The organism is Mycobacterium malmoense (assembly GCF_019645855.1).
Classification (GTDB): domain Bacteria; phylum Actinomycetota; class Actinomycetes; order Mycobacteriales; family Mycobacteriaceae; genus Mycobacterium; species Mycobacterium malmoense.
Genome location: NZ_CP080999.1, coordinates 3,068,335 through 3,092,773 on the forward strand (window position 1 = coordinate 3,068,335; position 24,439 = coordinate 3,092,773).

Annotated in this window: 21 protein-coding genes; 5 read left to right on the forward strand and 16 right to left on the reverse strand. The window is 70.6% G+C overall.

Going from position 1 to position 24,439, the window contains the following annotated elements; translation table 11 throughout:
• Positions 1–32: 32 nt before the first annotated feature.
• From K3U93_RS14245 to K3U93_RS14285, 9 genes are all read right to left on the reverse strand, one after another.
• On the reverse strand, positions 33–983 hold the full coding sequence (locus tag K3U93_RS14245) for a cell division protein FtsQ/DivIB (protein WP_071509888.1): 951 nt from the start codon (positions 981–983) through the stop codon (positions 33–35).
• Positions 980–2,458: a UDP-N-acetylmuramate--L-alanine ligase gene (murC, locus tag K3U93_RS14250; protein ID WP_083011009.1), complete on the reverse strand. Its 1,479-nt coding sequence runs from the start codon at positions 2,456–2,458 to the stop codon at positions 980–982. The genes K3U93_RS14245 and murC overlap by 4 nt, the downstream gene beginning before the upstream one ends.
• Complete coding sequence (gene murG, locus K3U93_RS14255; RefSeq protein ID WP_083011008.1) at positions 2,455–3,669, reverse strand: undecaprenyldiphospho-muramoylpentapeptide beta-N-acetylglucosaminyltransferase; 1,215 nt, start codon at positions 3,667–3,669, stop codon at positions 2,455–2,457. The genes murC and murG overlap by 4 nt, the downstream gene beginning before the upstream one ends.
• Positions 3,666–5,321 (reverse strand): putative lipid II flippase FtsW, encoded by a 1,656-nt coding sequence (gene ftsW, locus K3U93_RS14260; RefSeq protein WP_083011007.1) that lies wholly within the window; start codon positions 5,319–5,321, stop codon positions 3,666–3,668. Before ftsW ends, murG begins: the two co-directional genes overlap by 4 nt.
• Before the next feature lie 6 nt (positions 5,322–5,327).
• Positions 5,328–6,779, reverse strand: coding sequence for a UDP-N-acetylmuramoyl-L-alanine--D-glutamate ligase (gene murD / locus K3U93_RS14265; RefSeq protein WP_083011006.1), 1,452 nt, complete (start codon positions 6,777–6,779; stop codon positions 5,328–5,330).
• Between the two features lies 1 nt (position 6,780).
• Positions 6,781–7,860 carry a phospho-N-acetylmuramoyl-pentapeptide-transferase gene (gene mraY / locus K3U93_RS14270; protein ID WP_071509883.1) on the reverse strand — a complete coding sequence of 360 codons (1,080 nt, stop codon included), beginning with the start codon at positions 7,858–7,860 and terminating at the stop codon, positions 6,781–6,783.
• A complete protein-coding gene (locus tag K3U93_RS14275; protein ID WP_083011005.1) occupies positions 7,857–9,392 on the reverse strand; it encodes a UDP-N-acetylmuramoyl-tripeptide--D-alanyl-D-alanine ligase in 1,536 nt (511 codons plus the stop codon). Before K3U93_RS14275 ends, mraY begins: the two co-directional genes overlap by 4 nt.
• Positions 9,389–10,927, reverse strand: coding sequence for a UDP-N-acetylmuramoyl-L-alanyl-D-glutamate--2,6-diaminopimelate ligase (locus K3U93_RS14280; protein ID WP_083011004.1), 1,539 nt, complete (start codon positions 10,925–10,927; stop codon positions 9,389–9,391). The genes K3U93_RS14275 and K3U93_RS14280 overlap by 4 nt, the downstream gene beginning before the upstream one ends.
• Positions 10,928–11,024: 97 nt before the next feature.
• A complete protein-coding gene (locus K3U93_RS14285; protein WP_176219992.1) occupies positions 11,025–11,630 on the reverse strand; it encodes a TetR/AcrR family transcriptional regulator in 606 nt (201 codons plus the stop codon).
• 70 nt (positions 11,631–11,700) lie between these two features.
• Here K3U93_RS14285 and K3U93_RS14290 point away from each other — a divergent pair, with 70 nt between their 5' ends.
• Complete coding sequence (locus tag K3U93_RS14290) at positions 11,701–12,804, forward strand: FAD-dependent monooxygenase (protein ID WP_083011002.1); 1,104 nt, start codon at positions 11,701–11,703, stop codon at positions 12,802–12,804.
• 187 nt (positions 12,805–12,991) lie between these two features.
• Here the strand turns inward: K3U93_RS14290 and K3U93_RS14295 are convergent, their stop codons facing one another.
• The 5 genes from K3U93_RS14295 to K3U93_RS14315 all read right to left on the reverse strand — a co-directional run bounded on the left by K3U93_RS14295 (position 12,992) and on the right by K3U93_RS14315 (position 18,672).
• A complete protein-coding gene (locus K3U93_RS14295) occupies positions 12,992–15,010 on the reverse strand; it encodes a peptidoglycan D,D-transpeptidase FtsI family protein (RefSeq protein WP_083011001.1) in 2,019 nt (672 codons plus the stop codon).
• Positions 15,007–16,170, reverse strand: coding sequence for a cell division protein FtsL (gene ftsL, locus K3U93_RS14300; RefSeq protein ID WP_220688539.1), 1,164 nt, complete (start codon positions 16,168–16,170; stop codon positions 15,007–15,009). The genes K3U93_RS14295 and ftsL overlap by 4 nt, the downstream gene beginning before the upstream one ends.
• Positions 16,167–17,363: a 16S rRNA (cytosine(1402)-N(4))-methyltransferase RsmH gene (rsmH, locus tag K3U93_RS14305; RefSeq protein ID WP_139797202.1), complete on the reverse strand. Its 1,197-nt coding sequence runs from the start codon at positions 17,361–17,363 to the stop codon at positions 16,167–16,169. The genes ftsL and rsmH overlap by 4 nt, the downstream gene beginning before the upstream one ends.
• The gene (gene mraZ / locus K3U93_RS14310; RefSeq protein ID WP_071509033.1) at positions 17,338–17,769 is read right to left on the reverse strand and encodes a division/cell wall cluster transcriptional repressor MraZ; all 432 of its coding nucleotides are present in this window, start codon (positions 17,767–17,769) and stop codon (positions 17,338–17,340) included. Before mraZ ends, rsmH begins: the two co-directional genes overlap by 26 nt.
• A 498-nt stretch (positions 17,770–18,267) precedes the next feature.
• On the reverse strand, positions 18,268–18,672 hold the full coding sequence (locus tag K3U93_RS14315; RefSeq protein ID WP_071509032.1) for an SCO2097 family morphological protein: 405 nt from the start codon (positions 18,670–18,672) through the stop codon (positions 18,268–18,270).
• A 300-nt stretch (positions 18,673–18,972) separates the two neighbouring features.
• On the opposite strand from K3U93_RS14315, the gene K3U93_RS14320 reads away from it, so the two are divergent.
• Positions 18,973–19,551 (forward strand): GNAT family N-acetyltransferase, encoded by a 579-nt coding sequence (locus K3U93_RS14320; RefSeq protein WP_071509031.1) that lies wholly within the window; start codon positions 18,973–18,975, stop codon positions 19,549–19,551.
• Between the two features lie 119 nt (positions 19,552–19,670).
• Positions 19,671–20,318 carry a lipoprotein LppM gene (lppM, locus tag K3U93_RS14325; protein ID WP_071509038.1) on the forward strand — a complete coding sequence of 216 codons (648 nt, stop codon included), beginning with the start codon at positions 19,671–19,673 and terminating at the stop codon, positions 20,316–20,318.
• Here the strand turns inward: lppM and K3U93_RS14330 are convergent.
• Complete coding sequence (locus K3U93_RS14330; protein ID WP_071509030.1) at positions 20,315–21,211, reverse strand: mycobacterial-type methylenetetrahydrofolate reductase; 897 nt, start codon at positions 21,209–21,211, stop codon at positions 20,315–20,317. The genes lppM and K3U93_RS14330 overlap by 4 nt on opposite strands.
• Before the next feature lie 198 nt (positions 21,212–21,409).
• Here K3U93_RS14330 and idsA2 point away from each other — a divergent pair, with 198 nt between their 5' ends.
• Both idsA2 and K3U93_RS14340 read left to right on the forward strand, forming a co-directional pair.
• The gene (idsA2, locus tag K3U93_RS14335; protein ID WP_083012588.1) at positions 21,410–22,471 is read left to right on the forward strand and encodes a bifunctional (2E,6E)-farnesyl/geranyl diphosphate synthase; all 1,062 of its coding nucleotides are present in this window, start codon (positions 21,410–21,412) and stop codon (positions 22,469–22,471) included.
• Between the two features lie 16 nt (positions 22,472–22,487).
• Positions 22,488–24,017 carry an alpha-(1->6)-mannopyranosyltransferase A gene (locus tag K3U93_RS14340; RefSeq protein ID WP_083012591.1) on the forward strand — a complete coding sequence of 510 codons (1,530 nt, stop codon included), beginning with the start codon at positions 22,488–22,490 and terminating at the stop codon, positions 24,015–24,017.
• Here the strand turns inward: K3U93_RS14340 and K3U93_RS14345 are convergent.
• A complete protein-coding gene (locus tag K3U93_RS14345) occupies positions 24,004–24,408 on the reverse strand; it encodes an Rv2175c family DNA-binding protein (RefSeq protein ID WP_071509036.1) in 405 nt (134 codons plus the stop codon). The genes K3U93_RS14340 and K3U93_RS14345 overlap by 14 nt on opposite strands.
• Between the last annotated feature and the right edge of the window lie 31 nt (positions 24,409–24,439).

The following is a 24,439-nucleotide window of genomic DNA, read 5'->3' on the forward strand; positions in this document are numbered from 1 at the left end:
GCTCGCGGGGTGGCGCGCCGTGGTTCCCGCCGCTATTTCACCGTCGGCAGGTCGGGGCTGGACACGTCGTAGGTCTTCCCCGGCTGCGTCAACAGCGCGGCCAGCTTTTCGGCCTTCTCCTCGGTGCGGTCGGTGGTCCCCCAGATCACCACCCGCCCGTCGTTGAGCGTGAGGGTCAGCGAGGCCACCGACGGGGCCGCGATCCGCGCCACCTGGCCCGCGACCTCGGGCCGCAGCGCGATCAGCACCTGCAGCGCGGCCTTGGTCGCCGGGTCGCTCGGACCGGGGTTGGCGACGTCGATGTAGGGCAGCGCCGGTGGCGGTGGCGCGGTCGCGAAGTCGACGCCGTCGCGGTCGAAGAGGTGTGGACCGTCCGGAAAATCCTTGACCACCAAGGGAACTCGCTCGACGATGGCGATCCTCAGCGCCGACGGATATTGCCGCTGCACGCGCGCGCTGGCGACTCGCCGGATCGCCGCCACCCGGTCGGCGACCTGGTTGGTGTTGATCTGCAGCAGCGGCGTTCCGGGCCGCACCGATGCCGCGTCCAGGACCTCCTCGCGGGTCACCGTCCCGGTCCCGGTGACGACGATGTTGCGCGCCGACATCGCCGGCGTGAAATAGAGGACCAGCCCGAGCCCGACCCCGACGACGGCCAGCACCAGGCTTGCCAGCAGCATTTTCAGGCCGCGAACGACGCCCCGCGCGACCGGTTTGGGCTGGTTGACGACGCGCCCACTGGCCCGGCGCTTGGCCTCGCGGCGGGCTTCCTCGATGGCCCTGGCGCGGGCCTGCGCGGCGCGACGCTCGGCCCGTTCGCGACGGGCCCGCCGGCGCGGGCCCTCGAATTCGGCTTGCTCCGCCTCCGGTTGGCCGTCTTGGGCCCCGGCCGGCAGCGGTTGCGTGATCACGTCGTCGGCGGCCGGATCGTCGGAGGGGTCGGGCGCCAGGTCGGTCGGTGTGGCGTCGGTCGGTTCGGTCATCGCAGGACCCCCGGCCGGCCCGGCGAGCTGCGGTTGGCCCGCGCACGCAGCGCGGTCACGATCTCCGGCCCCAGCAGGGTCACGTCGCCCGCGCCCATCGTGACGACGACGTCGCCGGGGCCGGCGGCCGCGGCCACCTCCTCGGCGACCGCGGAGAAGTCGGCAAGGTAGCGCACCGGCACGCTGACATGCTCGGCGACGCTGGCGCCGCTGACGCCGGTGAGCGGTTGCTCGCGCGCGCCGTAGACGTCGAGGACGAACACCTCGTCGGCGGCGTCGAGCGCGTGACCGAACTCGGCGGCGAAAGCCTTTGTCCGCGAATATAAATGGGGTTGAAACACCACGATGCAGCGACCGCCGCCGCTCTGCTCGCAAAGCGTGCGGACCGCCGCCAGCGTGGCGCTGATCTCGGTGGGATGGTGGGCATAGTCGTCGAACACCCGCACCAGTGAGTTCGGGGCCTGGCCATCTCCCGAAACCCCGACCAGTTCGAATCGGCGGCGCACGCCCTCGAAGCCGGCCAGCCCGTCGAGCACCTCATCGGCCGAGGCGCCGATCTCGATCGCCGCCAGCAGCGCGGCCAACGCATTGAGCGCCATGTGCCGCCCGGGCACCGACAGCCGCATCACCCGCGGGTGGGGTTCCGGGGCCAGCTGGATGTGCGCGACCGCTTCGGTGCCGTGTTGCTCCCAGGACACCAGCGTGCCGGCCAAGCCTTCACCGGCGGATCCGTATCGCAGCACCCGGATTCCCAGCTCGGCGGTGCGCCGGGCCAGCGCGGCCGCCCCAGGGTCGTCGGTGCACACGACCAGGGCTCCGCCGGGGGCAAGCCGCCCCACGAAGGAGTCGAACACCTCGACGTAGGCGTCGGCACTGCCGTAGAAGTCCAAATGATCGGTCTCGATGTTGGTGACCACCGCGACATTGGGCGTGTATTCCAGGAGCGAGCCGTCGCTTTCGTCGGCCTCGGCGACGAAGCAGTCGCCGCTGCCGTGGTGGGCGTTGGTGCCGGCCTCGCCGAGTTCCCCGCCGACCGCGAAGGACGGGTCCCGTCCGCAGTGCTGCAGGGCGACGATCAGCATCGACGTCGTCGTCGTCTTGCCGTGCGTGCCGGTGACCATCAGCGTGGTGCGCCCGGCCATCAGCTTGGCCAGCACGGCCGGCCGCAAGACCACCGGAATGCCGCGGCGCCGGGCCTCGACGAGCTCGGGATTGGTCTTCGGGATGGCGGCGTGGGTGGTGACGACCGCCGTGACGCCGCCGGGCAGCAGATCCAACGCCGACGCGTCGTGCCCGATGCGGATCAGCGCGCCCCGGGCCAGCAGCGCATGCAGGCCGCGGGACTCCTTGGCGTCGGATCCGGACACCAGCCCGCCCCGGTCCAGCAGGATGCGGGCGATGCCCGACATGCCGGCTCCCCCGATGCCCACCATGTGCACCCGCTGCAGTTCGGGCGGCAGCCGCTCGGCGGTCACCGTGGCCCTCCCGCCGCGACTGCCTTCCTGGCGATGTCCAGCGCCGCCTGGGCCACCTGGCGCGCCGCGTCCCGATGTCCCACCCGCGCGGCGGCCGCGGTCATCGCCGCCAGCCGCGGCGGGTCGCTGAGCAGCCCGGCCACCTCCCGGGCGACCAGGTCCGGCGTCAGGGCGGCGTCGGCGACCACCATGCCGCCACCGGCGTCGACCACCGGCAGCGCGTTGAGCCGCTGCTCGCCGTTGCCGATCGGCAGCGGGACGTAGATGGCCGGCAGTCCGACGGCCGAGACCTCGGCGACGGTCATCGCGCCGGACCGGCAGATCACCAGGTCGGCGGCGGCGTAGGCCAGGTCCATCCGGTCAAGGTAGGGCACCGCCACGTAGGGCGGATCGCCCGGCTCGGGTGCGCGCAGCTCGAGGGTGTTCTTGGGTCCGTGCGCGTGCAGCACGGACACGCCCGCGGCGGCCAGGCCGGCGGCCGCCCCGGAGACGGCCCGGTTCAGCGAGACCGCGCCCTGCGAGCCACCGAACACCAGCAGCACCCGCGCGTCGTCGGCGAAGCCGAAGTGCTTCCGCGCCTCGGCACGCAACGCGGCACGGTCCAGCGCGGTGATGGCGGCCCGGACCGGCACCCCGACCACCTCGGCGCGCGGCAGCCCGCACTCGGGCACCGCGGCCAGCACCCGGTCCGCGCGGCGGGCGCCGACGCGGTTGGCCAGCCCGGCGCGGGCGTTGGCCTCGTGGATCACCACCGGGACGCGGCGCCTGAGGCGGGGCGTGAAGGGCAGGCCGAGGGCCGCGAGGTAGGCCGGCAGTGCCACATACCCGCCGAAGCCGATCACCACGTCGACGTCGACGGCGTCGAGCACGGCGCGGGCTTCCCGGACGGCGCGCCACACCCGCGGCGGCAGCCGCACCAGGTCGCCGCTGAGCTTCCGCGGCAGCGGCACCGGCGTGATCAGCTCCAGGCGATAGCCGCGCGCCGGCACCAGCGTGGTGTCCAGCCCGCGCCGGGTGCCCAACGCGGTGATCCGGACCCGCGGATCCAGCGCGCTCAGCGCGTCGGCGACGGCCATGGCGGGCTCCACATGGCCGGCCGTCCCGCCGCCGGCGAGCACGACCGACAGGGGGGAATTGACCGACGATGCGGCACCGGCGGGCGAGGGGCTTGCCCCCAGCCCGCCGGCCGGCTCCCTGACCGTGTCGTTCACCCGTAATGCTGACCTTCCAATGCGCGAGCTCGCCGTGTCGGACGCTGGCCGGCGTGACGCTGGCCAGATCCATGATGCTCCCCCGGAAGGGGCCGGTGCCCCAAACCCCGCGAGCGGGCGCCGCCTGCAGGCTGGCGAGCCGGCCGGGCGGGCCGCTGGGGTCCCTTCTTGGACGGCTTGGACGGCTTAGACGGGTTGGGCGCCCCGGTTTTGCCCGGCCGCGGGCCGACGCGCTTGCGATCGCGAAACGCCTCGATGCGGCTCGGCACATACGGCTCGGGCAGCGGCAGCCGCAGCAACCGGTTTACCTTGTCGTCGCGGCCGGCCCGCAGCGCGGCCACCGCCTCCGGTTCGTGACGAGCCGCGTTGGCCATGATGCCTATCATGAAAAGCGTTGCGGCCGTGGATGTTCCGCCGGCAGAGATGAGCGGCAGCTGCAGACCGGTGACCGGCAGCACCCCGATCACGTAGCCGATGTTGATAAAGGCCTGCCCGAGGATCCACATGGTCGTGGTGGCGGTCAGCAGCCGCAGGAACGGGTCGGCCGACCGCCGCGCGATCCGCATCCCGGTGTAGGCGAACAAGCCGAAGAGGGCCAGCAGCCCGAACGCGCCGACGAAGCCCAGTTCCTCGCCGATGATCGCGAAGATGAAGTCGTTGTGGGCGTTGGGCAGGTAGTTCCACTTGGCGACGCCCTGGCCGAGGCCGTCGCCGAAGACGCCGCCGTGGGCGAGCGCGAACTTTGCCTGACGGGCCTGGTAGCCGGTGTCCTGGGGGTCGTTTTCGGGGTTAATCCAGGACCGCACCCGGTCCGAGCGGTACCCCGCGGACATGGCCAGGATCGCGCCGGCGACGAAAACGGCCGCCAGCGAGGTGACGAAGACGCGCAGCGGCAGCCCGGCGTACCACAGCAGAGCCAGCAGGATGATGCCCAGCGACACGGTCTGGCCGAGGTCGGGCTGGGCCACGATGAGCGCCAGGGCGATGACGGCGGCCGGGACCAGCGGAATCAGCATCTCGCGCAACGACGCCCGTTCCATGCGCCGGGCCGCCAGCAGGTGCGCGCCCCAGATGGCGAACGCGATCTTCGCCAGCTCGGAGGGCTGCATCGAGAAGCCGGCGATCACGAACCATTTACGAGACCCGTTGGCCAGGTTGCCGATCCCCGGAACCAGCACGAGCACCAGCAGGATGATGGTGACCACGTACCCGGTGAAGGCGACGCGGCGGATGAACCGCACCGACATCCGCAACGCGGCATAGGCGCCGACAACGCCGATGATCGTCCACAAGACCTGCTTGCCGAAAATGACCCAGGCCGACCCGTCGGTGTCATACGAGCGCACGCCGGAGGCCGACAGCACCATGATCAGGCCGAGCGTCGTCAGCAACCCGGCAATGGCGATGATCAGGTGAAACGACGTCATGGGCCGGCCCAGCCACGCGCCGAACCGGCTGCGCAGACCGCCCGGTTCGGCCCCGGAGGCCTTTGGGGGGGCGTCCGAAGCCGGGGCCTTGGCCGCGTCGTCGGTTCCGGATGGATCCGTCGGGGCGACCGGCTCCTCCGCCCCGGCCCGCTCGGCCGGGGTTTCGTCTTTTCCCGTGTCCGGGCCCTTGTCCCGGCCCAGCAGCCGGGTCAGCGCGTTACGCACGCCCGCCTACCGGATCGCCGCGCGCACGGCGGCCGCGAACGCGTCGCCGCGGTCGGCGTACCCGGTGAACTGGTCGAACGAGGCGCCGGCCGGTGCCAGCAGGATCGTGTCGCCCGGCTTTGCCAACTCGCGGGCCGCGGCCACGGCCGCGGTCATGACGCGAGCACCGAGGTCCCCGCCCGCATGTATCACTTCTGCCACACCAGTAACAGAAACAACAGCAGTCGCATCCATACCAGCATCCTCGCCTGTCACAACCTGGACGACGGGGACATCGGGCGCGTGTCGCGATAACGCCTCTGCAACCTCTTGGCGATCCCGGCCGATGAGCACCGCGCCGACCAGCCGGGACGCGATCCTGGCGACCTCGGCGTCGACGGACGCGCCCTTCAGCAAACCGCCGGCCACCCACACCACGCGCGGGTAGGCCAGCACGGACGCCTCGGCGGCGTGCGGATTGGTGGCCTTGGAGTCGTCGACGTAGGTGATCCCCTCGGCGACGGCGACCACCTCGGCCCGATGCCGGCCCACCCGGAACGACGCGATCGCGGTCGCGATCGCGTCGGCGGGCACACCGACGCTGCGGGCCAGCGCCGCCGCGGCCAGGGCGTCGAGCACCCCGACCGGGCCCGGCACCGGAATCGACTCGACCGGCAGAAGCGCCAGGTCGTCGGCGAAGGCGCGGTCGACCAGCTGGCCGTCGCGCACGCCGAGCTCACCGGCGGCCGGTTCGCCGAGCCGGAAGCCGACGCGCACCGGCGCCGCCGCGGTGTCCAGCAACGCGGCGGCGCGGGCGTCGTCAAGTCCGGCCACCGCCACCCGGCCGCCCAGCACCCGGGCCTTCGCGGCGACGTATTCGGCAAAGGTGGCGTGCCAGTCCAGATGGTCCTCGGCGATGTTGAGCACGACGCCGGCCTCGGGCCGCAGCGAGGGCGCCCAGTGCAGCTGGAAGCTGGACAGCTCAACGGCCAGCAGGTCGGCGGGCTCGTTCAGGGCGTCCAGCACGGGGCTGCCGATGTTGCCGCACAGCAGGCTGCGTTGTCCGGCGGCGGTCAGCATGGCGTGCAGCATCGACGTCGTCGTCGTCTTGCCGTTCGTCCCGGTCACCACGAGCCAGCGCCGCGGCGGCCCGTAGTGGCCCGCGGCGTCGAGCCGCCAGGCGAGCTCCACGTCACCCCAGATGGGCACGGCGGCGGCGGAGGCCGCGGCCAGCAGCGGCGTGGCCGGCGAAAAGCCGGGGCTGGTGATCACCAGGGCGTAGCGGGAGATCTGCCGCGCGGCCGTCGCCGTGGTCACGGTCGCCACCCCGCTCTCGGCGTATCCGCGCAGGGTGGCCGGGTCGTCGTCGCACAGGGTCGCCGCCGCGCCGAATCGGGCCAGGGCCGCCAGCACCGCCCTGCCGGTCACGCCGCCGCCGGCCACCAGCACGGGCGCGCCGGCCACGAGAGGCTCGAGCACGTCAGGCACCGATCGCGGCCAGCCACTCACCGTAGAACAGGGCCACGCCCAGGCCGCAGGTGATCGCGGTGAGCAGCCAGAAGCGGATGATCACCGTGGTCTCGGCCCAGCCGACCAGTTCGAAGTGGTGGTGGAAGGGCGCCATGCGGAACATGCGGCGCCCGGTGGTGCGGAAGGCCAGGATCTGCAGCACGACGGAGATGACCTCGGCGACGAACAGCGCACCGAGCACGACGGCGAGGATCTCGGTGCGGCTGGTGACCGAAAGGCCCGCGATGATGCCGCCCAGCGCCAGCGACCCGGTGTCGCCCATGAAGATCTTGGCGGGCGCGGCGTTCCACCACAAAAAGCCGATGCAGGCGCCGGCGGTGGCGGCCGCGATGATGGCCAGGTCCAGCGGGTCGCGCACGTTGTAGCAGCCCAGGCCCGGCGCGGTGGCACACGCGTTGCGGTACTGCCAGAAGGTGATCAACACGTAGGCGGCGGTGACCATCGCCATGGCGCCGGCGGCCAGCCCGTCCAGGCCGTCGGTGAAATTGACCGCGTTGGACCAGGCGCTGACGATGACCACGCAGAACAGCACGAACAGCCCGGGAGCCAGCGTGACGGTGGCGATCTCACGCACGTAGGACAGGTCCGCGCTGCCCGGTGTCAGGCCGTTGGCGTTGTGGAACTGCAGCACCAGCACGCCGAACAGCACCGCGGCCCCGATCTGCCCGACCGTCTTGGCGGTCTTGTTCAGCCCGAGGTTGCGCGACCTGCGGATCTTGATCAGGTCGTCGACGAAGCCGACCCCGCCCAGCACGGTGGCCAGCCCCAGCACCAGCAGGCCCGACGCGGATATGCCTTCGCCGTCGAACGCCAGCCCGGCGATGTGCGTGCCCAGGTAGCCGGCCCAGATGCCGGCCAGGATCGCCACCCCGCCCATCGACGGCGTGCCGCGCTTCGTGTGGTGGCTGGGCGGGCCGTCCTCGCGGATCTGGTGACCGAACCCCTGCTTGGTGAACAGCCGGATCAGCACGGGGGTCAGCAGGATGGACACGGTCAGCGCGATGGCAACGGCGATGAGGATCTGTCTCACGCGCGCACCCCGCCGGCAGAGTCGCCCGGGCCCGCTGAGCCTTCCGCGGCCAGGGCGTCGGCCAACGCCCCGAGACCGGCGGCGTTGGACGCCTTGACCAGGACCACGTCACCGGGTTGCATCTTGGCCCGCAACAACGCCAGGGCGGCGTCGCCGTCGGGCACGCTGACGGCCCCCTTATCGGTGTCCGAGCCCCACGAGTCCCACGCCCCTTCGAGGACCGCTCCGTGGCGCATGGCGCTCATCGACCTCCCGGTTCCGACGACAACGAGTCGAGACACATCTAAGCGCACCGCCAGCCGGCCGATGCGATCGTGCTCGGTTATCGCGTCGTCACCAAGCTCGGCCATCTCGCCGAGCACCGCCCAGCTGCGGCGCGGACGCTCGGTCCGGTGGGCGATCCACGCCAGCGCCTGCAGCCCGGCCCGCATCGAGTCGGGGTTGGCGTTATAGGCGTCGTCGATCACCGTGATGCCGTCGGGACGGGTGGTGACCTGCATCCGGTGCCGCGACACCGGGCCCGCCCCGGCCAGCGCGGCGGCCACTCGCTCGACGCCGGCGCCGCATTGCAGCGCGACCGCGGCGGCGCACAGCGCGTTGGTGACCTGGTGGTCGCCGTACACGCCGAGCCGCACGTCGGCTTGGGCGTCGCCCGCGTGCAGGGCGAAGCGCGGCCTGGCCAGCTCGTCCAGCGAGACCGGCCCGGCCCAGACGTCGGCGGGGCCGGCGCGGCTGACCCGGACCACCCGGGCGGCGGTCGTCTCGGCCATGGCCGCCACAGCCGGGTCGTCGACGTTGAGGATGACCACGCCGGACGGCGGAACGGCTTGCGGCAGTTCGGCTTTGGTGCGTGCGATGGCGTCGCGGGAGCCGAACTCGCCCAGGTGGGCGGCGCCGACGTTGAGGACCATCCCGATCGCCGGCGGGGCGATGTCGGCCAGCGCGGCGATGTTGCCGGGATGGCGCGCCGACATCTCCAGGACCAGGTAGTCGGTGCTGGGGGTCGCGCGCAGCACCGTCCAGGGATGCCCGAGCTCGTTGTTGAACGACCCCGGTGGGGCCACCACCTCACCCAGCGGCTCGAGCACCGCGGCCACCAGGTCCTTGGTGGAGGTCTTTCCCGACGAGCCGGTGATCCCGACGATCGTCAGCCCGCCCGCGACCAGCTCCGCGGCCACCGCCTTGGCCAGCCTGGCCAGCGCGGCCAGCACCGCCGCGCCGGAGCCGTCGGCGTCGTGCTCGAGCACCGAGGCGCGGCTGTCTCGCGGTTCGGGGGAAACCACGATGGCGGGGACGCCGACCGGCCGGGCCGCCAGTACGGCGACGGCGCCGGCCGCGACCGCCGAGCCCGCGTGGTCGTGCCCGTCGGAGCGCGCCCCGGGCAGCGCGAGAAACAGCCCGCCGGGGCCGACGGCCCGCGAATCGAATTCGACGGTGCCGGTGACGCGCAGTTCCGCGGCGGCCCGCGGCGAGATGTCGGTCAGTGTGCCGCCGACGATTTCGGCGATGTGGGCGACGGTCAGGTCGATCATCGCCGCGCCTCCAGCGCCCGGGCCAGCTCCACGCGGTCGTCGAAGGGGCGGACCTCCCCGGCCCCGCGCTGTCCGGTCTCGTGGCCCTTGCCCGCGACCACGACCACGTCGCCGGGGCCGGCCCAGGCCACCGCGTGCCGGATCGCGTCGCGCCGGTCGGCGATCTCGATAATCTCTGCCGCGCCGCCGTTTTCGGCCGCCCCGGCCAGGATCTCGCGGCGGATTGCCGCGGGGTCCTCGCCGCGCGGGTTGTCGTCGGTGACGACGACGAGGTCGGCCAGCTCGGCGGCGATCCCGCCCATGGGCGCCCGCTTGCCGGGGTCGCGTTCGCCGCCGGCGCCGAACACCACCGCCAGCCGGCGATCGGGCCGCCGCAGGGTGGTCAGCACCGCCCGCAACGCGCCGGGCTTGTGGGCGTAGTCGACCAGCGCGAGGAAATCCTGGCCGCGGTCGATCTCTTCCATGCGCCCGGGGACGCGGGTTTGCAGCAGGCCCGGTGCCGCCTGCTCCGGGGACACCCCCGCTACGTCCAGGATCGCCAGTGCGACAAGGCAATTAGCGACGTTGTAGTGGCCCGGTAGCCGGATGCCGACGCGGTGGTGCACGCCGGCGGGGTCGACGACGGTGAACTCCAGTCCCCCGGCGCCCATCGCGGCGCTGTCCATGGCGCGCCAGTCGGCGGGTTGGCCCGCGGCGCTGACGGTGATCGCGGCTCCGCCCTTCATGGCCCTCATGGCCATCGCGCGCCCGGCGGCGTCGTCGATGCACACCACGGCTTTTCGGGCGCGCTGCGGCGAGCCCGGGTCGAACAGCAGCGCCTTGGCCTCGAAGTAGTCGGCCATGCTGGGGTGAAAGTCGAGGTGGTCGCGGGACAGGTTGGTGAAACCGCCCACGGCGAAGGCGGTGCCGTCGACCCGGTCCAGGGCCAGGGCGTGGCTGGACACCTCCATGACGACGGTGTCGACGCCGCGTTCGGCCATCGCGGCCAGCATCGCCTGCAGCGCGGGGGCCTCCGGAGTGGTCAGCGCGCTAGGGACGTCGGCGCCGTCGACGCGGATGCCGATGGTGCCGATCAGCCCGACCGTCCGGCCGGCGGCGCGCAACCCCGACTCCACCATGTAGGTCGTAGTCGTCTTGCCCGACGTTCCGGTGATCCCGATAACCGTCAGCCGTTCCGACGGGTTTCCGTACACGGTGGCGGCCAGGCCGCCGAGGACGCCGCGGGGTGCCGGGTGCACCAGTGTGGGCACGGCGCTGGACCGGGTGCCCATCTCGGCGACCCCCGCAGCGTCGGTGAGCACGGCGACGGCGCCGCGTTCGATGGCCTCGGCGGCGTACCGGGCGCCGTGCGTGGTCGAGCCGGGCAGCGCGGCGAACAGGTCGCCGGGCGTCACGTCCTGGGCCCGCAGCGTCACGCCGGTGACCGGCACGTCGGGAACTGGACCGTCGACCGGCACCGCGCCGACCTGGGCCGCTAGCGCCGGCAACCGCGCGCCCGCGACGGCGTTGGGCCGCAGCGCAGTGGGCACCGACACCCGTCACCACCTCCGTTAGCCATGATCAGGCATGCACCCTACCTAGGAGTACCGGCCAACGAGGTGCTCCCGCGCCCCGCAGGCACGTTATCCGCCTTTACCCGCCTTTGCGCCAGCGGAGAAGGGGGAGAAAGACGGCGTCGACGATCTCCTCGATGGCCTCGTCGGACAGCGGCCGCAGCGTCATGAGGATCTCGTGGCGGAACAGGTCCACGGGCAGGCGCGCGATGCGTTCGGTGACCCGTCCCGGGTCGATTTCACCGCGGTCGATGGCGCGCTGGATCGCCTGCTCCAGCAGGGCGTCGCGGCCGCCTTGGACAAACGCGCTGAGGTCGGCGAGGCTGGTGCCGGTCTGGCGGTAGAAGCCGCCGAGCTGGGTGAACAACAGCGTCGCCAACCCGACCCTGACTTTGTTGGCTTGCCGCAATAGTGCGATGACGTCACCACGGAGGCTGCCCGTGTCGGGGATGACGATGACGTCTTTGCCCACCTCGCACTTCAACGCGGCGAGCACCAGTTCCTGCTTGCCGGGCCAGCGCCGGTAGAGAACGGCACGACTGGTGCCCGCGCGCGCGGCCACCGAGTCAAAGGTGAAGTCGTCGTAACCGCGTTCGGCCAGCTCCGCCCACGCGGCATCCAACAGCGCTTCCTCCAACGCGCGGCCGCGTCGCCTCTGCGACACACCGGTTGAATTAAGAGACATTGCGTTTCCTAACGCCGCGGTCTATGTTTTGGATACACAATGTATCTTACCGTCGGAAGGGTCGAATTCGATGCGCATTCTCATCTCCGGTGCGGGTGTCGCGGGCCTGAGCACCGCGATCAACCTCGGGGCCGACGGCCACGACGTGACCCTCGTCGAGCGCGCCGACCATCTGCGGGTCAATGGCTCCCCCATCGACATTCGCGGCGACGCGCTCGACGTCGCCGACAAGATGGGCGTGCTCAGACAGATCCGCGAGCGCCGGATCGACATGAGCGAACGCGTGCAGTTCGTCGACAGCAACGGCGCCGTGGTGGCCGAGCCACCCCGGGACCTGATCAACGACTCCGCCGACGACACCGAGATTCCCCGCGAAGACCTCACCAACATCCTCTACAACCACCTCGGGCCGTCGGTGGAGCTGCGGTTCGTCGAATCCGTGGCCGAACTCGACGACGATGATCGCGGGGTCGACGTTCGCTTCGCCTCGGGCGCCGTCGACCGCTACGACCTCGTCGTGGGGGCCGACGGGATGCACTCGGCGGTCCGGGAGCTCACGTTCGGGCCCGAACACCAGTTCCTGCACCACCTCGGTTTCTATACCGCGCTGGCCGCGCTGCCCGAGTACACGCCGGCCGGGCGCATCAACCCGATGTACAACTACCCGGGCCACCTAGCCGGCATCGCCACATACAACGATAATGCCTTGGCGGTCTTGATGTTTCGATCGCCGTGGATCGACTACGACTACCACGACCTCGCCGCCCAGAAACGGATCCTCGCCGAGGCTTACGCCGGCCACACCGAGTGGCGGGTCCCCGAACTGGTCGATGCGGCGCGGCGGGACCCGGAGCTGTACTTCGACTCGGTCAGCCAGATTCACATGCCGACTTGGCACCGCGGGCAGGTCGTCCTCGTCGGGGACGCCGCGCACTGCGCCTCACCCCTCTCCGGCCGCGGCACCAGCCTGGCCCTGACCGGTGCCTGGTTTCTCGGGCAAGCCCTGCGTGACCATCCCGCCGACCTGGGCCCGGCGCTAGAGCAATACGAAGACGACCAGCGGCCGCACGCCACCCGCTCCCAGGCCACCGCGGCGCCCGGAGGCGAACTCCTGGTCCCGGCCACCCAAGATCAGATCGACGCGCGCAACCGGAACCTGAAGCCTCACGCGTGACGCCGAGAGTGTGCTCGCGGGCCGCCGCGCCGACCAGGCCGTCGTAGAGCGCGCCGCCGGCCAAGCCGGCGTTGGGCAACCGGGTGAGGACCGAGGATTATGGCCCAGCCCGAGCGTGCGCAGTTGTACATCAGCGACCGGCGAGTCGCGGACAAACACGCACGCTCGCGAAAGGGTGCGGCCTGGATTAGGTGGCCTGCAATGTCAGCGGCGGCCCGGGATCCGGTGACAGCGGCACGTTCTCGCGCTGCATCAGCCAGCCGGCGATGTTGTGGAACAGCGGGGCGGCCGAATGCCCGGGCGTGCCATCGGCGTTGCGCTCCGGGTTGTCCATCATGATGCCGATGACGTAGCGGGGATTGTCGACGGTGGCCATGCCGGCGAAGGTGATCCAGTAGACGTCGTCGAAGTAGCAGCCGCAGCCGGGGTTGATCTGTTGCGCGGTGCCCGTCTTGCCGGCCATCTGATAGCCGGGCACACCGGCCGCCGGCCCCGTGCCCTGCTGGTAGCCCATCGGGTCACGCTGCACGACGGCGCGCAGGATCTGCCGCACCGTCTGCGCGGTCTGCGGCGAGACGACCCGGACGCCTTCCGGGCGCGGTTCTTCTGTCCGGGTGCCATCGGGTGCGATGGTGGCCTTGATGATCCGCGGCGGCATGCGCAGCCCGTCGTTGGCGATGGTTTGGTACATGTCGGTCATTTGCAGCAGGGTCATCGAAAGGCCTTGCCCGATAGGCAGGTTCGAGAAGGTACTGCCCGACCATTGGTCGATGGGCGGCACCAGCCCCGCGCTCTCACCGGGCAGCCCGACGTTGGTGCGCTGGCCCAGCCCGAACTTGCGGACCATGTCGTAGAAGCGTTCCGGGCCGACGCGCTGCGCCAGCATCAGTGTGCCGACGTTGGACGACTTCCCGAACACGCCGGTGGTGGTGTAGGGCATCACGCCGTGATCCCAGGCGTCGTGCACGGTGACGCCGCCCATCTGGATCGAGCCGGGCACGTGCAGCACCTCGTCGGGGTTGGTGAGCCCGTATTCGATGACCGAGGATGCGGTAATCACCTTGTTCACCGAGCCCGGCTCGAACGGCGAGGACACCGCCAGGTTGCCCAGCTGCCGGTCGCCCTGACGGCCGATGTCCTGGGACGGGTCGAAGGTGTTGTCGTTGGCCATGGCCAGCACCTCGCCGGTCTTGGAGTCGAGCACCACGGCCGAAACGTTATGCGCCCCAGACAAATTCTTCGCCTGCTGGACCTGCTGTTGCACGTAGAACTGGATGTCGTCGTCGAGGGTCAGCTGGACGGTCGAGCCGTTGACCGCCCGGTGCCGGTTGCGGTAACTGCCGGGGATGACGACGCCGTCGGACCCGCGGTCGTAGGTGACCGAGCCGTCGGTTCCCGACAGCACGGAGTCCAGCGAGTCCTCCAGCCCCAACAGCCCGTGACCGTCCCAGTCGATGCCACCGACGACGTTGGCCGCCAGCGATCCGCCCGGATACTGGCGCAGATCCTGCCGTTCGGAACCGACCTCGGGGTACTTGTCGGAGATCGCGCTGGCAATCGCGGGGTCGACGGCGCGCGCCAGATAGGCGAAATTCTCGTTGCTTTGCAGCTTCTTCAGGACGGTCGAGAAGTCCGGCTTGTTGTTCAGCCGAGCCGAAACCTCCTTGGCGATGTCGCGCAGCCGCTCCTGCGGCTCGGGGGCGGCCGGGTTCTTCTTCTTGGCTTCCTCCAATTGCTGGCGAATCCTGGTGGGTTGAAACGTCAGCGCGCGCGACTCGATGGTGAACGCCAGTTGTTCATGGTTGCGGTCGATGATGCTGCCGCGGACCGCCTTTTCCACGTCGGTGACCTTGAGCTGTCCGGCCGCCTGGGCCCGCAGTGCCGGGGCCTCTGTCACCTGCAGCGCGAACAACTGCGCCGCCGCCACCAGCATCAACACCGCGATGGCGGCGTTGCCGGCGCGATGCCGGAAGACGAACGACGCGCCGCGTGTGCCCACTTCCACGATCTGGCGGGTGCGCCGCTCCCGCGCCGAGTGACCCCCCGGCACCGCGTCCGCCCGTTCGGCTGGCCGAGTGTTCTTGGCCTGCTTGGCTTTCGGTTGCTTCGGTTGACGGATCGCCTTGGCCTCCCGCGGTTTACCGGGACCGCGCGTGGACCGCGCCGACCGCGACCGGCGTGTCCGCCTGTCCTCGCCGCGGCTCACCTGGGGGCACCCGGCGTCGCAGCGGACAGCGGCCCGAATTGTTCACCGTTGGCCGGCACGCCCGGTTGTGGTCCCGGGGCGAGCGCAGGGATCCCGGGAACGAGCGGGGCCGCGGGCTGGGTGGCCGCGGGGGCCGTCCCCGGCTGCACCGGAACCGGCACTTCTGCGGGGAGCGGCGCGGGAACCGGCACGGGCAGCCCGCCCAGGGGAATCGGCACTTCGGCGGGCACGGGAGCGGGCGCCGGTTGCGCCGGGGCCGGCAGCCCCGGCCGCGGCAGCACGCCCGGCACCTGCCCGGTGACCGGCCCACCGGGCATCCCGGGCAGCGGTTGAGCGGGCTGTGCGGGCAGGTGTTGGCCGCCCAACGTCGAAGCACCGTCGGGAGCGCGCAGCAGGGCCTCCGGTCCGGGCCTGGCCGGCGCGGGCGGACCGCCGGGGGCCGGTTCCAGCCGAACCGGAACCTCCGGGGCCAGGGCCAGCGGATTCGGGGGCGGCGGGGGGGCGGCGTCGGGAAGCTTGGTGTTCAGCGGCGGCGGCGGGACGCCGTCGGCCGGCTTGGGCGTGCCGACCACCACCCAGTTGCCGGACGGGTCCTGCACCAGGTGGGCGGTGTCCCTGGTCGGGATCATGCCCTGTTTGCGGGCCGCCTCCGCGAGCGCCGGCGCCGACTCCGCCTCGCGGACATCGCGTTCCAGCGACTCCTTCTGCTGCTGCAGCATCCGGTTCTTCTCCCGGGCGTGGCTCAACTGGTAAGAACGCTCGGCGGAGGCGGTAGACAGCCACAGCGTGAGGCCCAGCCCGAGCCCGAGCGCCCCGATGATCAGCACCACAAACGGAACCTTGCTGGCCAGCGTGCGGGGCCGCAAATCGATAGACGCCAGCCGGGCGGCCAGACGCTCGGTCAACCGAGGCCGAATGACCTTGGGCGCCTTGGCCTTCCGCGCCTTGGCCCGCGCCTTGGCCTGGCTTGCGCTTTTGGGCCGGGCCGGCCGTTCGACCGGCCGGGCCTCGCGAGTGGGTGCCGAGGAGGTTCCGGGTCGCGTGCGGCGCGGCGACCCCGAGTCGGCCGCGGCACGCCGGTTTTTGCGGGCCGAACCGCCGCGGCCGCCGCGAAGGTCGCTGCCGCCGCGGCGCTTCGGCGTCTGGCGCTTTACCTTCATGAGTCGCCTTTCCCGGTGGCCCGCTGTGATTCCGCCCTGTGCTCCAGCCTTTGCACGGCCCGTAATCGCACCGCGGCGCTGCGAGGGTTGCGTTCGATCTCGGCCGCATCCGCCCGTTCGGCGCCGTGCGTCAACGACCGGAAGCGCGGCTCATGGCCGGGAAGCTCGACCGGAAGATCCACCGGCGTGCGCGACGCGACGGCGTCGGCGAACGCGCGCTTGACGATTCGGTCTTCCAGCGATTGGTAGGCCAGCACCACGATGCGTCCGCCGACGGCGAGCGCCTCCAAGGCGGCGGGAAGGGCGCGGCGCAGCGAGTTCAGCTCGTCGTTGACGGCGATCCGCAGCGCCTGGAAGGTGCGCTTGGCCGGATGCCCGCCGGTGCGCCGTGCTGGCGCCGGAATCGCTTGGTAGACAAGGGCGACCAGCTCGGCCGTGGAGCGCAGCGGGGTGCGGGTGCGGCGGCGGACGATGTGGGTGGCGATGCGGCGCGCGAACCGCTCCTCGCCGTAGCGGCGCAGGATGTCCATCAGCGCCGCCTCGTCGTAGGTGTTGACGATGTCGGCCGCGGTCAGCGGTGACGACGGGTCCATCCGCATGTCCAGCGGCGCGTCCTGGGCGTAGGCGAAGCCCCGTTCGGCGCGGTCGAGCTGCATGGAGGAGACGCCGAGGTCGAAGAGCACCCCGTCGGCCGATTGCGCTGCGGGGTAACCGGATTCGGCAAGCGCCGTGGCAAGCCCGTCATATCGCGTGTGCACCAACGTGACTCGGTCCGCGAACCGCGCCAGCCGGGCCCGGGCGATCTCCAGGGCGCTGGGATCGCGGTCGAGTCCGATCAGCCGCAGGCCCGGCAGTTCGGTCAAGAACCGCTCCGCGTGCCCGCCCGCCCCGACGGTGGCGTCGACGAGGACCGCCCCCGACCCGTCGGCGTGGCGGCGGGTCAGGGCGGGGGTGAGCAGGTCGGCGCAGCGTTGCAGCAGCACGGGCACGTGCCCGAAATCATCTGAATCATCAGCCACCGCAACGCCTCCCCGGGTCTGGCGGCACCCGTCGGACCGGAGGGCCGACGCCCCTGCACCGGGGTCCCTGTCCGAAGGCACGAACCTGGCGTTGGGGAAGTACGCCAGGGTCGGTTCGGGCAGAGACCGCGATGCACGGGCATGCGCCTCAGATAATGTCGCCGAGTGCTTCATCGCTGGCCGCGGAGAAGTTCTCTTCGTGGGTCTGCTGGTAGTCGTGCCAGGCCCGCTCGTCCCAGATCTCGAGATAATCGACCGCCCCGATCACCACGCAATCCTTGGACAGGTTCGCGTACCGGCGGTGGTCGGCCGACAACGTGATGCGGCCCTGGGCGTCGGGATGCTGCTCGTCGGTGCCGGCGGCGAGATTGCGCAGAAACGCCCTGGCTTCGGGGTTGCTCCGCGACGTCTTGCTCGCCCGGCGGGCCAGCTGCTCGAATTCCGTCCGCGGATAGACGGCCAGGCTGTGATCTTGGCTCTTGGTGACCATCAACCCCCCTGCCAGCGCGTCGCGGAACTTGGCGGGCAACGTCAGCCGCCCCTTGTCGTCGAGTTTGGGCGTGTAGGTGCCGAGAAACACCAGAATTCACCTCCCGCCCAAGCGGCTGTGCGTCACCCAAACACTTCAGCCACCATACCCCACAATCCCCCACTTTGCCCCATTGATGGGGTGTCGGCGCCGAGTTTTCCCGGTCATTCGCCACCGAGGGCCGGTCAGGGCCCGCCCGAGACCCGCTGGGGTGACGTCGCGGCCCGCTCGTGGCGCCGAAAAACCGCACTTCAGAGGGATGAAACCACCCAGGTGGGGGAGCGTGGGCCCCTCAGTGGGGCGCGGTGGGGCTTGCACCGTGCACCTCGGCCTCGATTGGGGCTCAATTGGGAGTCGGAAGGGACTCGGAAGGGACTCGGAAGGCACTCAGTGGCTTCGCACCGCCCAACCGAACCGTCGAGCCTGCAGCGATGGCACCGAGCCTGCGTCCACGTGGCAACTGCGACGCCGATCCGCACCCTCACCGCAGACTCGGAAACGCAAAAAACGGGGCAGCCGATGTGGCTGCCCCGTCAGGTCTGGTTTCCGCTAATCGTCGAAGCGGCGGCGGAACCGGTCCTCCATGCGACTGGTGAACGAGCCCCCGCCCCCCTTGGCGCGACGCTGGCGCGCGGACCCGGCCGTCGATCCGGAATGGTCCGGCCTGCCGGACAACCGCGGGCCGGTGATCGCATAGACCACGCCGCCGAACATCACGATGAAGCCAAAGACACTGAGGATGGGGAAGCTTCCAATCATCGTGGCTTTGAACGCCACACCGGAAACCAGCATCGCCAGACCGGTGACGAACAACGCCACGCCCTGCAGGCGCCGGCGCGCGGTCGGTGCGCGAAACCCCCCGCCGCGGACGCTCGACGCGAACTTGGGGTCTTCGGCGTAGAGCGCGCTCTCGATCTGATCGAGCATCCGCTGTTCATGATCGGAGAGTGGCATTCGTCCCTCCTTGCCGACAGTTTGGCACGTAACTATCGATAGCACGCGGATGCCCGTTATAAGGGCAACTAACTCAGATGATACGAGGTCAATCTGCGCCGTACCACTGGTTCGGCAGCGATTCTATCCCGGTCGCATCCCGGCACCGTTGGGGGCCGCAACGGCGCTGCGCTGCAAGCCGCTTGCGAAGCGCGGTGGTTCGCCGGCCCGTTGCGGCGGCCGCCCGGCGAACGGCCCCGCGCGGGTCCGATAATGGCGGGAGCCATAACACGGATCACCGGATGAGGAGGACGACGCGAGTTGGCGATATTCCTCATCGATCTGCTGCCGAACGACATGGAGCGCCGCCTCAACGACGCCCTGGCGATATATGTCGACGCGATGCGATACCCCCGGGGCACCGAGAGCCAGCGCGCCGCCATGTGGCTGGAGCACGTTCGGCGACGCGGGTGGCAGGGGGCGGCGGTCGTCGAGGCCGAAGCGGCCGCCGAACTGAGCAACGCGCCGCTGCTCGGCGTGGCCTACGGCTACCCCGGGGCCCCCGGGCAATGGTGGCAGCAGCAGGTTGTCCTGGGCTTGCAGCGCGGCGGCTTGCCGCCCCTGGAGATCGCCCGCCTGATGGGCAGCTACTTCGAGTTGACGGAGTTGCACATTGCGCCCCGCGCCCAAGGCCGCGGCCTCGGCGAGGCCTTGGCCCGCCGGCTGCTCGCCGGCCGCGGCGAGAAGAACGTCCTGCTCTCCACGCCGGAAACCAACGGTGAATCCAACCGCGCGTGGCGGTTGTACCGGCGGCTGGGCTTCACGGACATCATCCGCGGCTACCACTTCGTCGGCGACCCACGGGCATTCGCGATCCTGGGCCGCGCGCTGCCGCTGTAACCGACGGGCCCGGCGGGGCGGGGCACCGGATCTGGCACGATGACCTGGTGCGCGCCAGCCCTCCCCCGCCCCACGCCCGCAGGGTCACGTCTTGGCGGCGCCGCGTTCTGGCCGGCGCGATGTTGCTGCTGGTCGTGCCCCTGGCCACCGGATGCCTGCGGGTCAGGGCGTCGATCACCGTCTCGCCCGACGACCTGGTGTCCGGGGAGATCATCGCGGCGGCCAAGCCGAAAACCCCCAAGGACACCGGTCCGCAGCTCGACACCAATAACTTGCCGTTCGGCCAGAAGGTGGCGGTGTCCAACTACGACAGCGACGGCTATGTGGGGTCGCAGGCCGTGTTCTCCGACGTGACCTTCGCCGAGTTGCCGCAGCTGGCGAGCATGAACTCCGACGCCGCCGGGGTGAATCTGTCGCTGCGCCGCAACGGCAATCTGGTGCTGTTGGAAGGCCGGGCGGATCTGACGTCGGTGACCGATAACGACGCCGACGTCGAGCTGACCGTCGCCTTTCCCGGCGTGGTGACCTCCACCAATGGCGATCGCGTCGAGCCCGACGTGGTGTCGTGGAAGCTCAAACCGGGCGTGGTGAGCACGATGACCGCCCAGGCCCGCTACACCGATCCCAATACCCGCAGCTTCACCGGGGCGGGCGTCTGGCTGGGCATCGCGTCGTTCGCGGCCGCGGGCGTGGTGGCGCTGCTGGCCTGGGTCAGCCGCGACCGCTCCCCGCGGTTCACCGCTCCGCGCGACCAACCGCCCAGCTAAACCGGCTGGGCCGGTGACCAGTACTCCAGCATCTCCGCGAAGGTCTGGAAGGCGGGCCCGGACACGCCGTAGGTCGCCTCGAGGTGGATGCTCAGCGGATACCCGAGCTCGGCGACCCCGTCGATCACGCGCTTGTACAGGTCGACCATGAGCTTGCGCTTCTGCGCCGGTTCGCTGCCGGCCAACCTCTTGACGAACGCCTGTTCGTCGGCCACCGCCGCGTTTCCCGGGTCCTGAATGAGCCAGTTGATCAGGCCGATCCGGCTTTCCACCTTCGGCACGAAGCCGAACGACAGCAGGATTTCCGGCCGGTGATCGGTGTTCCTGGCGAACTCCGTCAAGAAACCCACGATCGCGTCGGAATACAGCAGCTGCGTCATGCCGTAGGTCGCGCCCTGGTTGCACTTGAAGTTGAGCCGGCCCTGTTCGCCGTCGCGGGTGGGGATCAGAATCACGCCGCGGTTGGCCACCAGATCGCGGTAGATCGACAGGGCGTCGGTCGGCGCGACGCCGGAACCCTCGCCGTCGTTCATCGTGCGCGGCACGCCGACGAACACCACGCCTTCCATTCCGGCGGCGCACAGCTCGGTGAGCCGTTGGCGCAGCGACGCCTCGTCCATGAACGCGGTCACCTGTGTGCACAGGCCGCGCAACCCGGGCAATTCCGGCTTGATCACCGACCAGAAGTTCAGCACGTCCAGCTTCGGCTTCATGGGGATGGGACGGTCGTCGTCCTCCGCGATCATTCCCGGGATCATCACGTGCCGGATCCGGCCGTCGAGGCCGGATTCGGCGGAGTACCGCACCACTTTTCGTGCGTCTTCGACCGCCCGCTCCGGGCCGTCGTCCACGTTGGGTGGCACCAACTCGAGCGCGATGGTGTTGAGGGTCACGCGGCTCCTCTCCGTCAGTGATTTAGTGCGGGCTGCCCAACGCCGGGACGCCCTCGCCAGCATAGGTGCGAAATAGTGAGCCAGTCGAAGCAACCGGGGCCGGCGACGCGACATACACTGTCGGCCCAGGAACATGGCGAATGAGAAAGGGGCGCCGCGCTGAGCCTAAAAGCCACAGAGGCAGCGGCAACCGTCGAGTTGACCGGGGTCATCACCGAGCAACTTCGGCGCTATCTGCGCGATCGGCGCGCCCAGGCGGCCTACATCGGCGGCTCTGACGGCGGCGACTACGACGTCCTGATCGCTGCTCTCGAGGATTTCGTGCTCAACGGCGGCAAGCGGCTGCGGCCCGCCTTCGCCTATTGGGGCTGGCGCGCCGTGGCGACCGGCGACCCCGATCCCGAAGCGTTGCGGCTGTTTTCCGCGCTCGAGCTGCTGCACGCCTGCGCGCTGGTGCACGACGACGTGATCGACGACTCCTCGACGCGCCGCGGCAAGCCGACGACCCATGTCCGCTTCGCGGCGCTGCACCGCGACCGGCGCTGGCGGGGCTCACCGGAGCGGTTCGGGACGTCGGCGGCCATCCTGCTCGGTGACCTGGCGCTGGCCTGGGCCGACGACATCGTCTTCGGGCTGGACCTGCCGGCCGGAGCCCGGCGGCGCGTGGGGCGGGTGTGGGCCGAGATCCGCACCGAGGTGTTGGGCGGGCAATACCTCGACATCGTCGCCGAGGCCAGCGCCGCCGAGTCGATCGCCTCGGCGATGAACGTCGATACCTTCAAGACCGCCTGCTACACCGTGGCACGTCCGCTGCAGCTGGGCGTGGCCGCCGCCGCGGACAGGCCCGACGTGCAGGCCGCCTTCGGCCAGTTCGGGATGGACCTCGGCGTGGCGTTCCAGCTGCGCGACGACGTGCTGGGCGTCTTCGGGGATCCCGCGGTGACCGGCAAGCCGTCAGGTGACGATTTGCGGTCGGGTAAGCGAACCGTGCTGCTGGCCGAAGCCCTGGAGCTGGCGGACAAGTCGGATCCCTTGGCCGCCAACCTGTTACGCACTTCGATCGGCGCGAAGTTGACCGACGCGCAGGTGGGTGAACTGCGCGACGTCATCGAATCGGTGGGCGCGCTGGCCGCGGCCGAGCGGCGCATTGCCGCGCTGACCCAACGGGCGCTGGCCACGCTCGCGGCCGCGCCCATCGACGCGGCGGCCAAAGCGGGGCTGTCCGAACTGGCCAGGGTGGCCACGAATCGGTCCGCCTGAGCCGATGACTGAGCCAATGACGACCCCGTCGACTCCGACCCACACCCCGGCCGCCGATTCTCTGGCTACGAAATATATTGCGGCCCAACGGTTTTCACGACTGCGTGCGTTCACGGCCACCCCGGAGGCGCGGCCGGCGAAGCTGGGCTTGCTGGGCTCGGTGCTGATCACCGCGGGCGGGCTGGGGGCGGGCAGCACCAAGCCGCATGACCCGCTGCTGGAGTCACTGCACCTGTCCTGGCTGCGCTTCGGGCACGGCCTGGTGCTGTCGTCGATCGTGTTGTGGACGGGTGTGGGCCTCATGCTGATCGCGTGGGTGATGCTGGGCCGACGCGCCTTGGCGGGCAACGCGACCGAGTTCACGATGAGGGCGACCACCGGTTTCTGGTTGGCGCCCTTGCTGCTGTCGGTGCCCGTGTTCAGTCGCGACACCTACTCGTATCTGGCCCAGGGCGCGCTGCTGCGCGACGGCTTCGACCCCTATGCCGTCGGCCCGGTAGCCAATCCGAACACGTTGCTGGACAACGTGAGTCCCATCTGGACCATCACCACGGCGCCCTACGGCCCCGCGTTCATCCTGATCGCGAAGCTCGTCACGATGGCCGTCGGCAATCACGTGATCGCCGGGACGATGTTGCTGCGCCTGTGCATGCTGCCCGGGCTGGCGCTGCTGATTTGGGCCACCCCCCGAATGGCCCATCACCTGGGCACCAATGGCGCGCTGGCGCTGTGGATCTGCGTGCTCAACCCGCTGGTGCTCATCCACCTCATGGGCGGGGTGCACAACGAAATGCTGATGGTGGGCCTGATGGCCGCCGGGATCGCCTTGACCTTCCAGGGCCGCCACGTGCTGGGCACCGTCGCGATCACGGTCGCGATCGCGGTCAAGGCCACCGCCGGGATCTCGCTGCCCTTCCTGGTGTGGGTGTGGATGCGGCACCTGCGCGACCGGCGGGGGTACCGGCCCGCCTGGGCGTTCCTGGCGGCGACCGCGATATCCCTGCTGATCTTCGCCGTGGTGTTCGGGATTCTGTCCGCCGTGGCCGGCGTCGGCCTGGGGTGGCTGACCGCGCTGGCCGGATCGGTGAAGATCATCAACTGGCTGTCCGTGCCCACTGCGGCCGCCAACGTGATCCACGTTCTCGGCGGCGGGCTGCACACGGTCGACTTCTACGCCACGCTGCGCATCACCCGCTACATCGGCATCGCGATCATCGCGGTGTCGCTGCCCCTGCTGTGGTGGCGGTTTCGGCGCGACGACCGCGCCGCACTCACCGGGATCGCGTGGTCGATGCTGATCGTGGTGCTGTTCGTGCCCGCCGCCCTGCCGTGGTACTACTCCTGGCCGCTGGCCGTGGCCGCCCCGCTGGCCCAGTCGCGGCGGGCGGTCGCGGCCATCGCCGGCCTGTCGACCTGGGTCATGGTGATCTTCAAACCCGACGGGTCGCACGGCATGTACTCGTGGCTGCACTTCTCGCTGGCCACCGCGTGCGCGCTGGCCGCCTGGTACGCGCTGTATCGGCCGCCGCCGGTCAGTACGCCATAGCCTGTGCGCGCCGCACCACTTCCCGAGCCTGGTGGGCGTGCAGGGCGTCGACGGGACGGGCGTTGCTGATGGCGTCCTGGGTGCCGTCGCGCGTGATCGTCAGCGACGGGTCGGGGGTGAAGAGCCAGCGCACGATCTCGGTGTCGTGATAACCGCCGTCGTGCAGGATCGTCAGGAGCCCCGGCAGGCTTTTGACCACCTCACCGGAGTTGGTGAAAAACACCTGCGGCACCACCACGCCGCCGCCGCGCCGCACCGCGACTAGGTGACCCTCCCGTAGCTGCTGAGCCACCTTGTTAACCGGCACTTTGAGCAACTCGGCGACCCGCGGCAGGTCATAGGTCGGTTCGTCAGGATCCAGAACGTCGTCGCCGGCGGGAATACTGCTCATCGCGCAAGTGTAGGCCGCGCCAGGCGCGTTG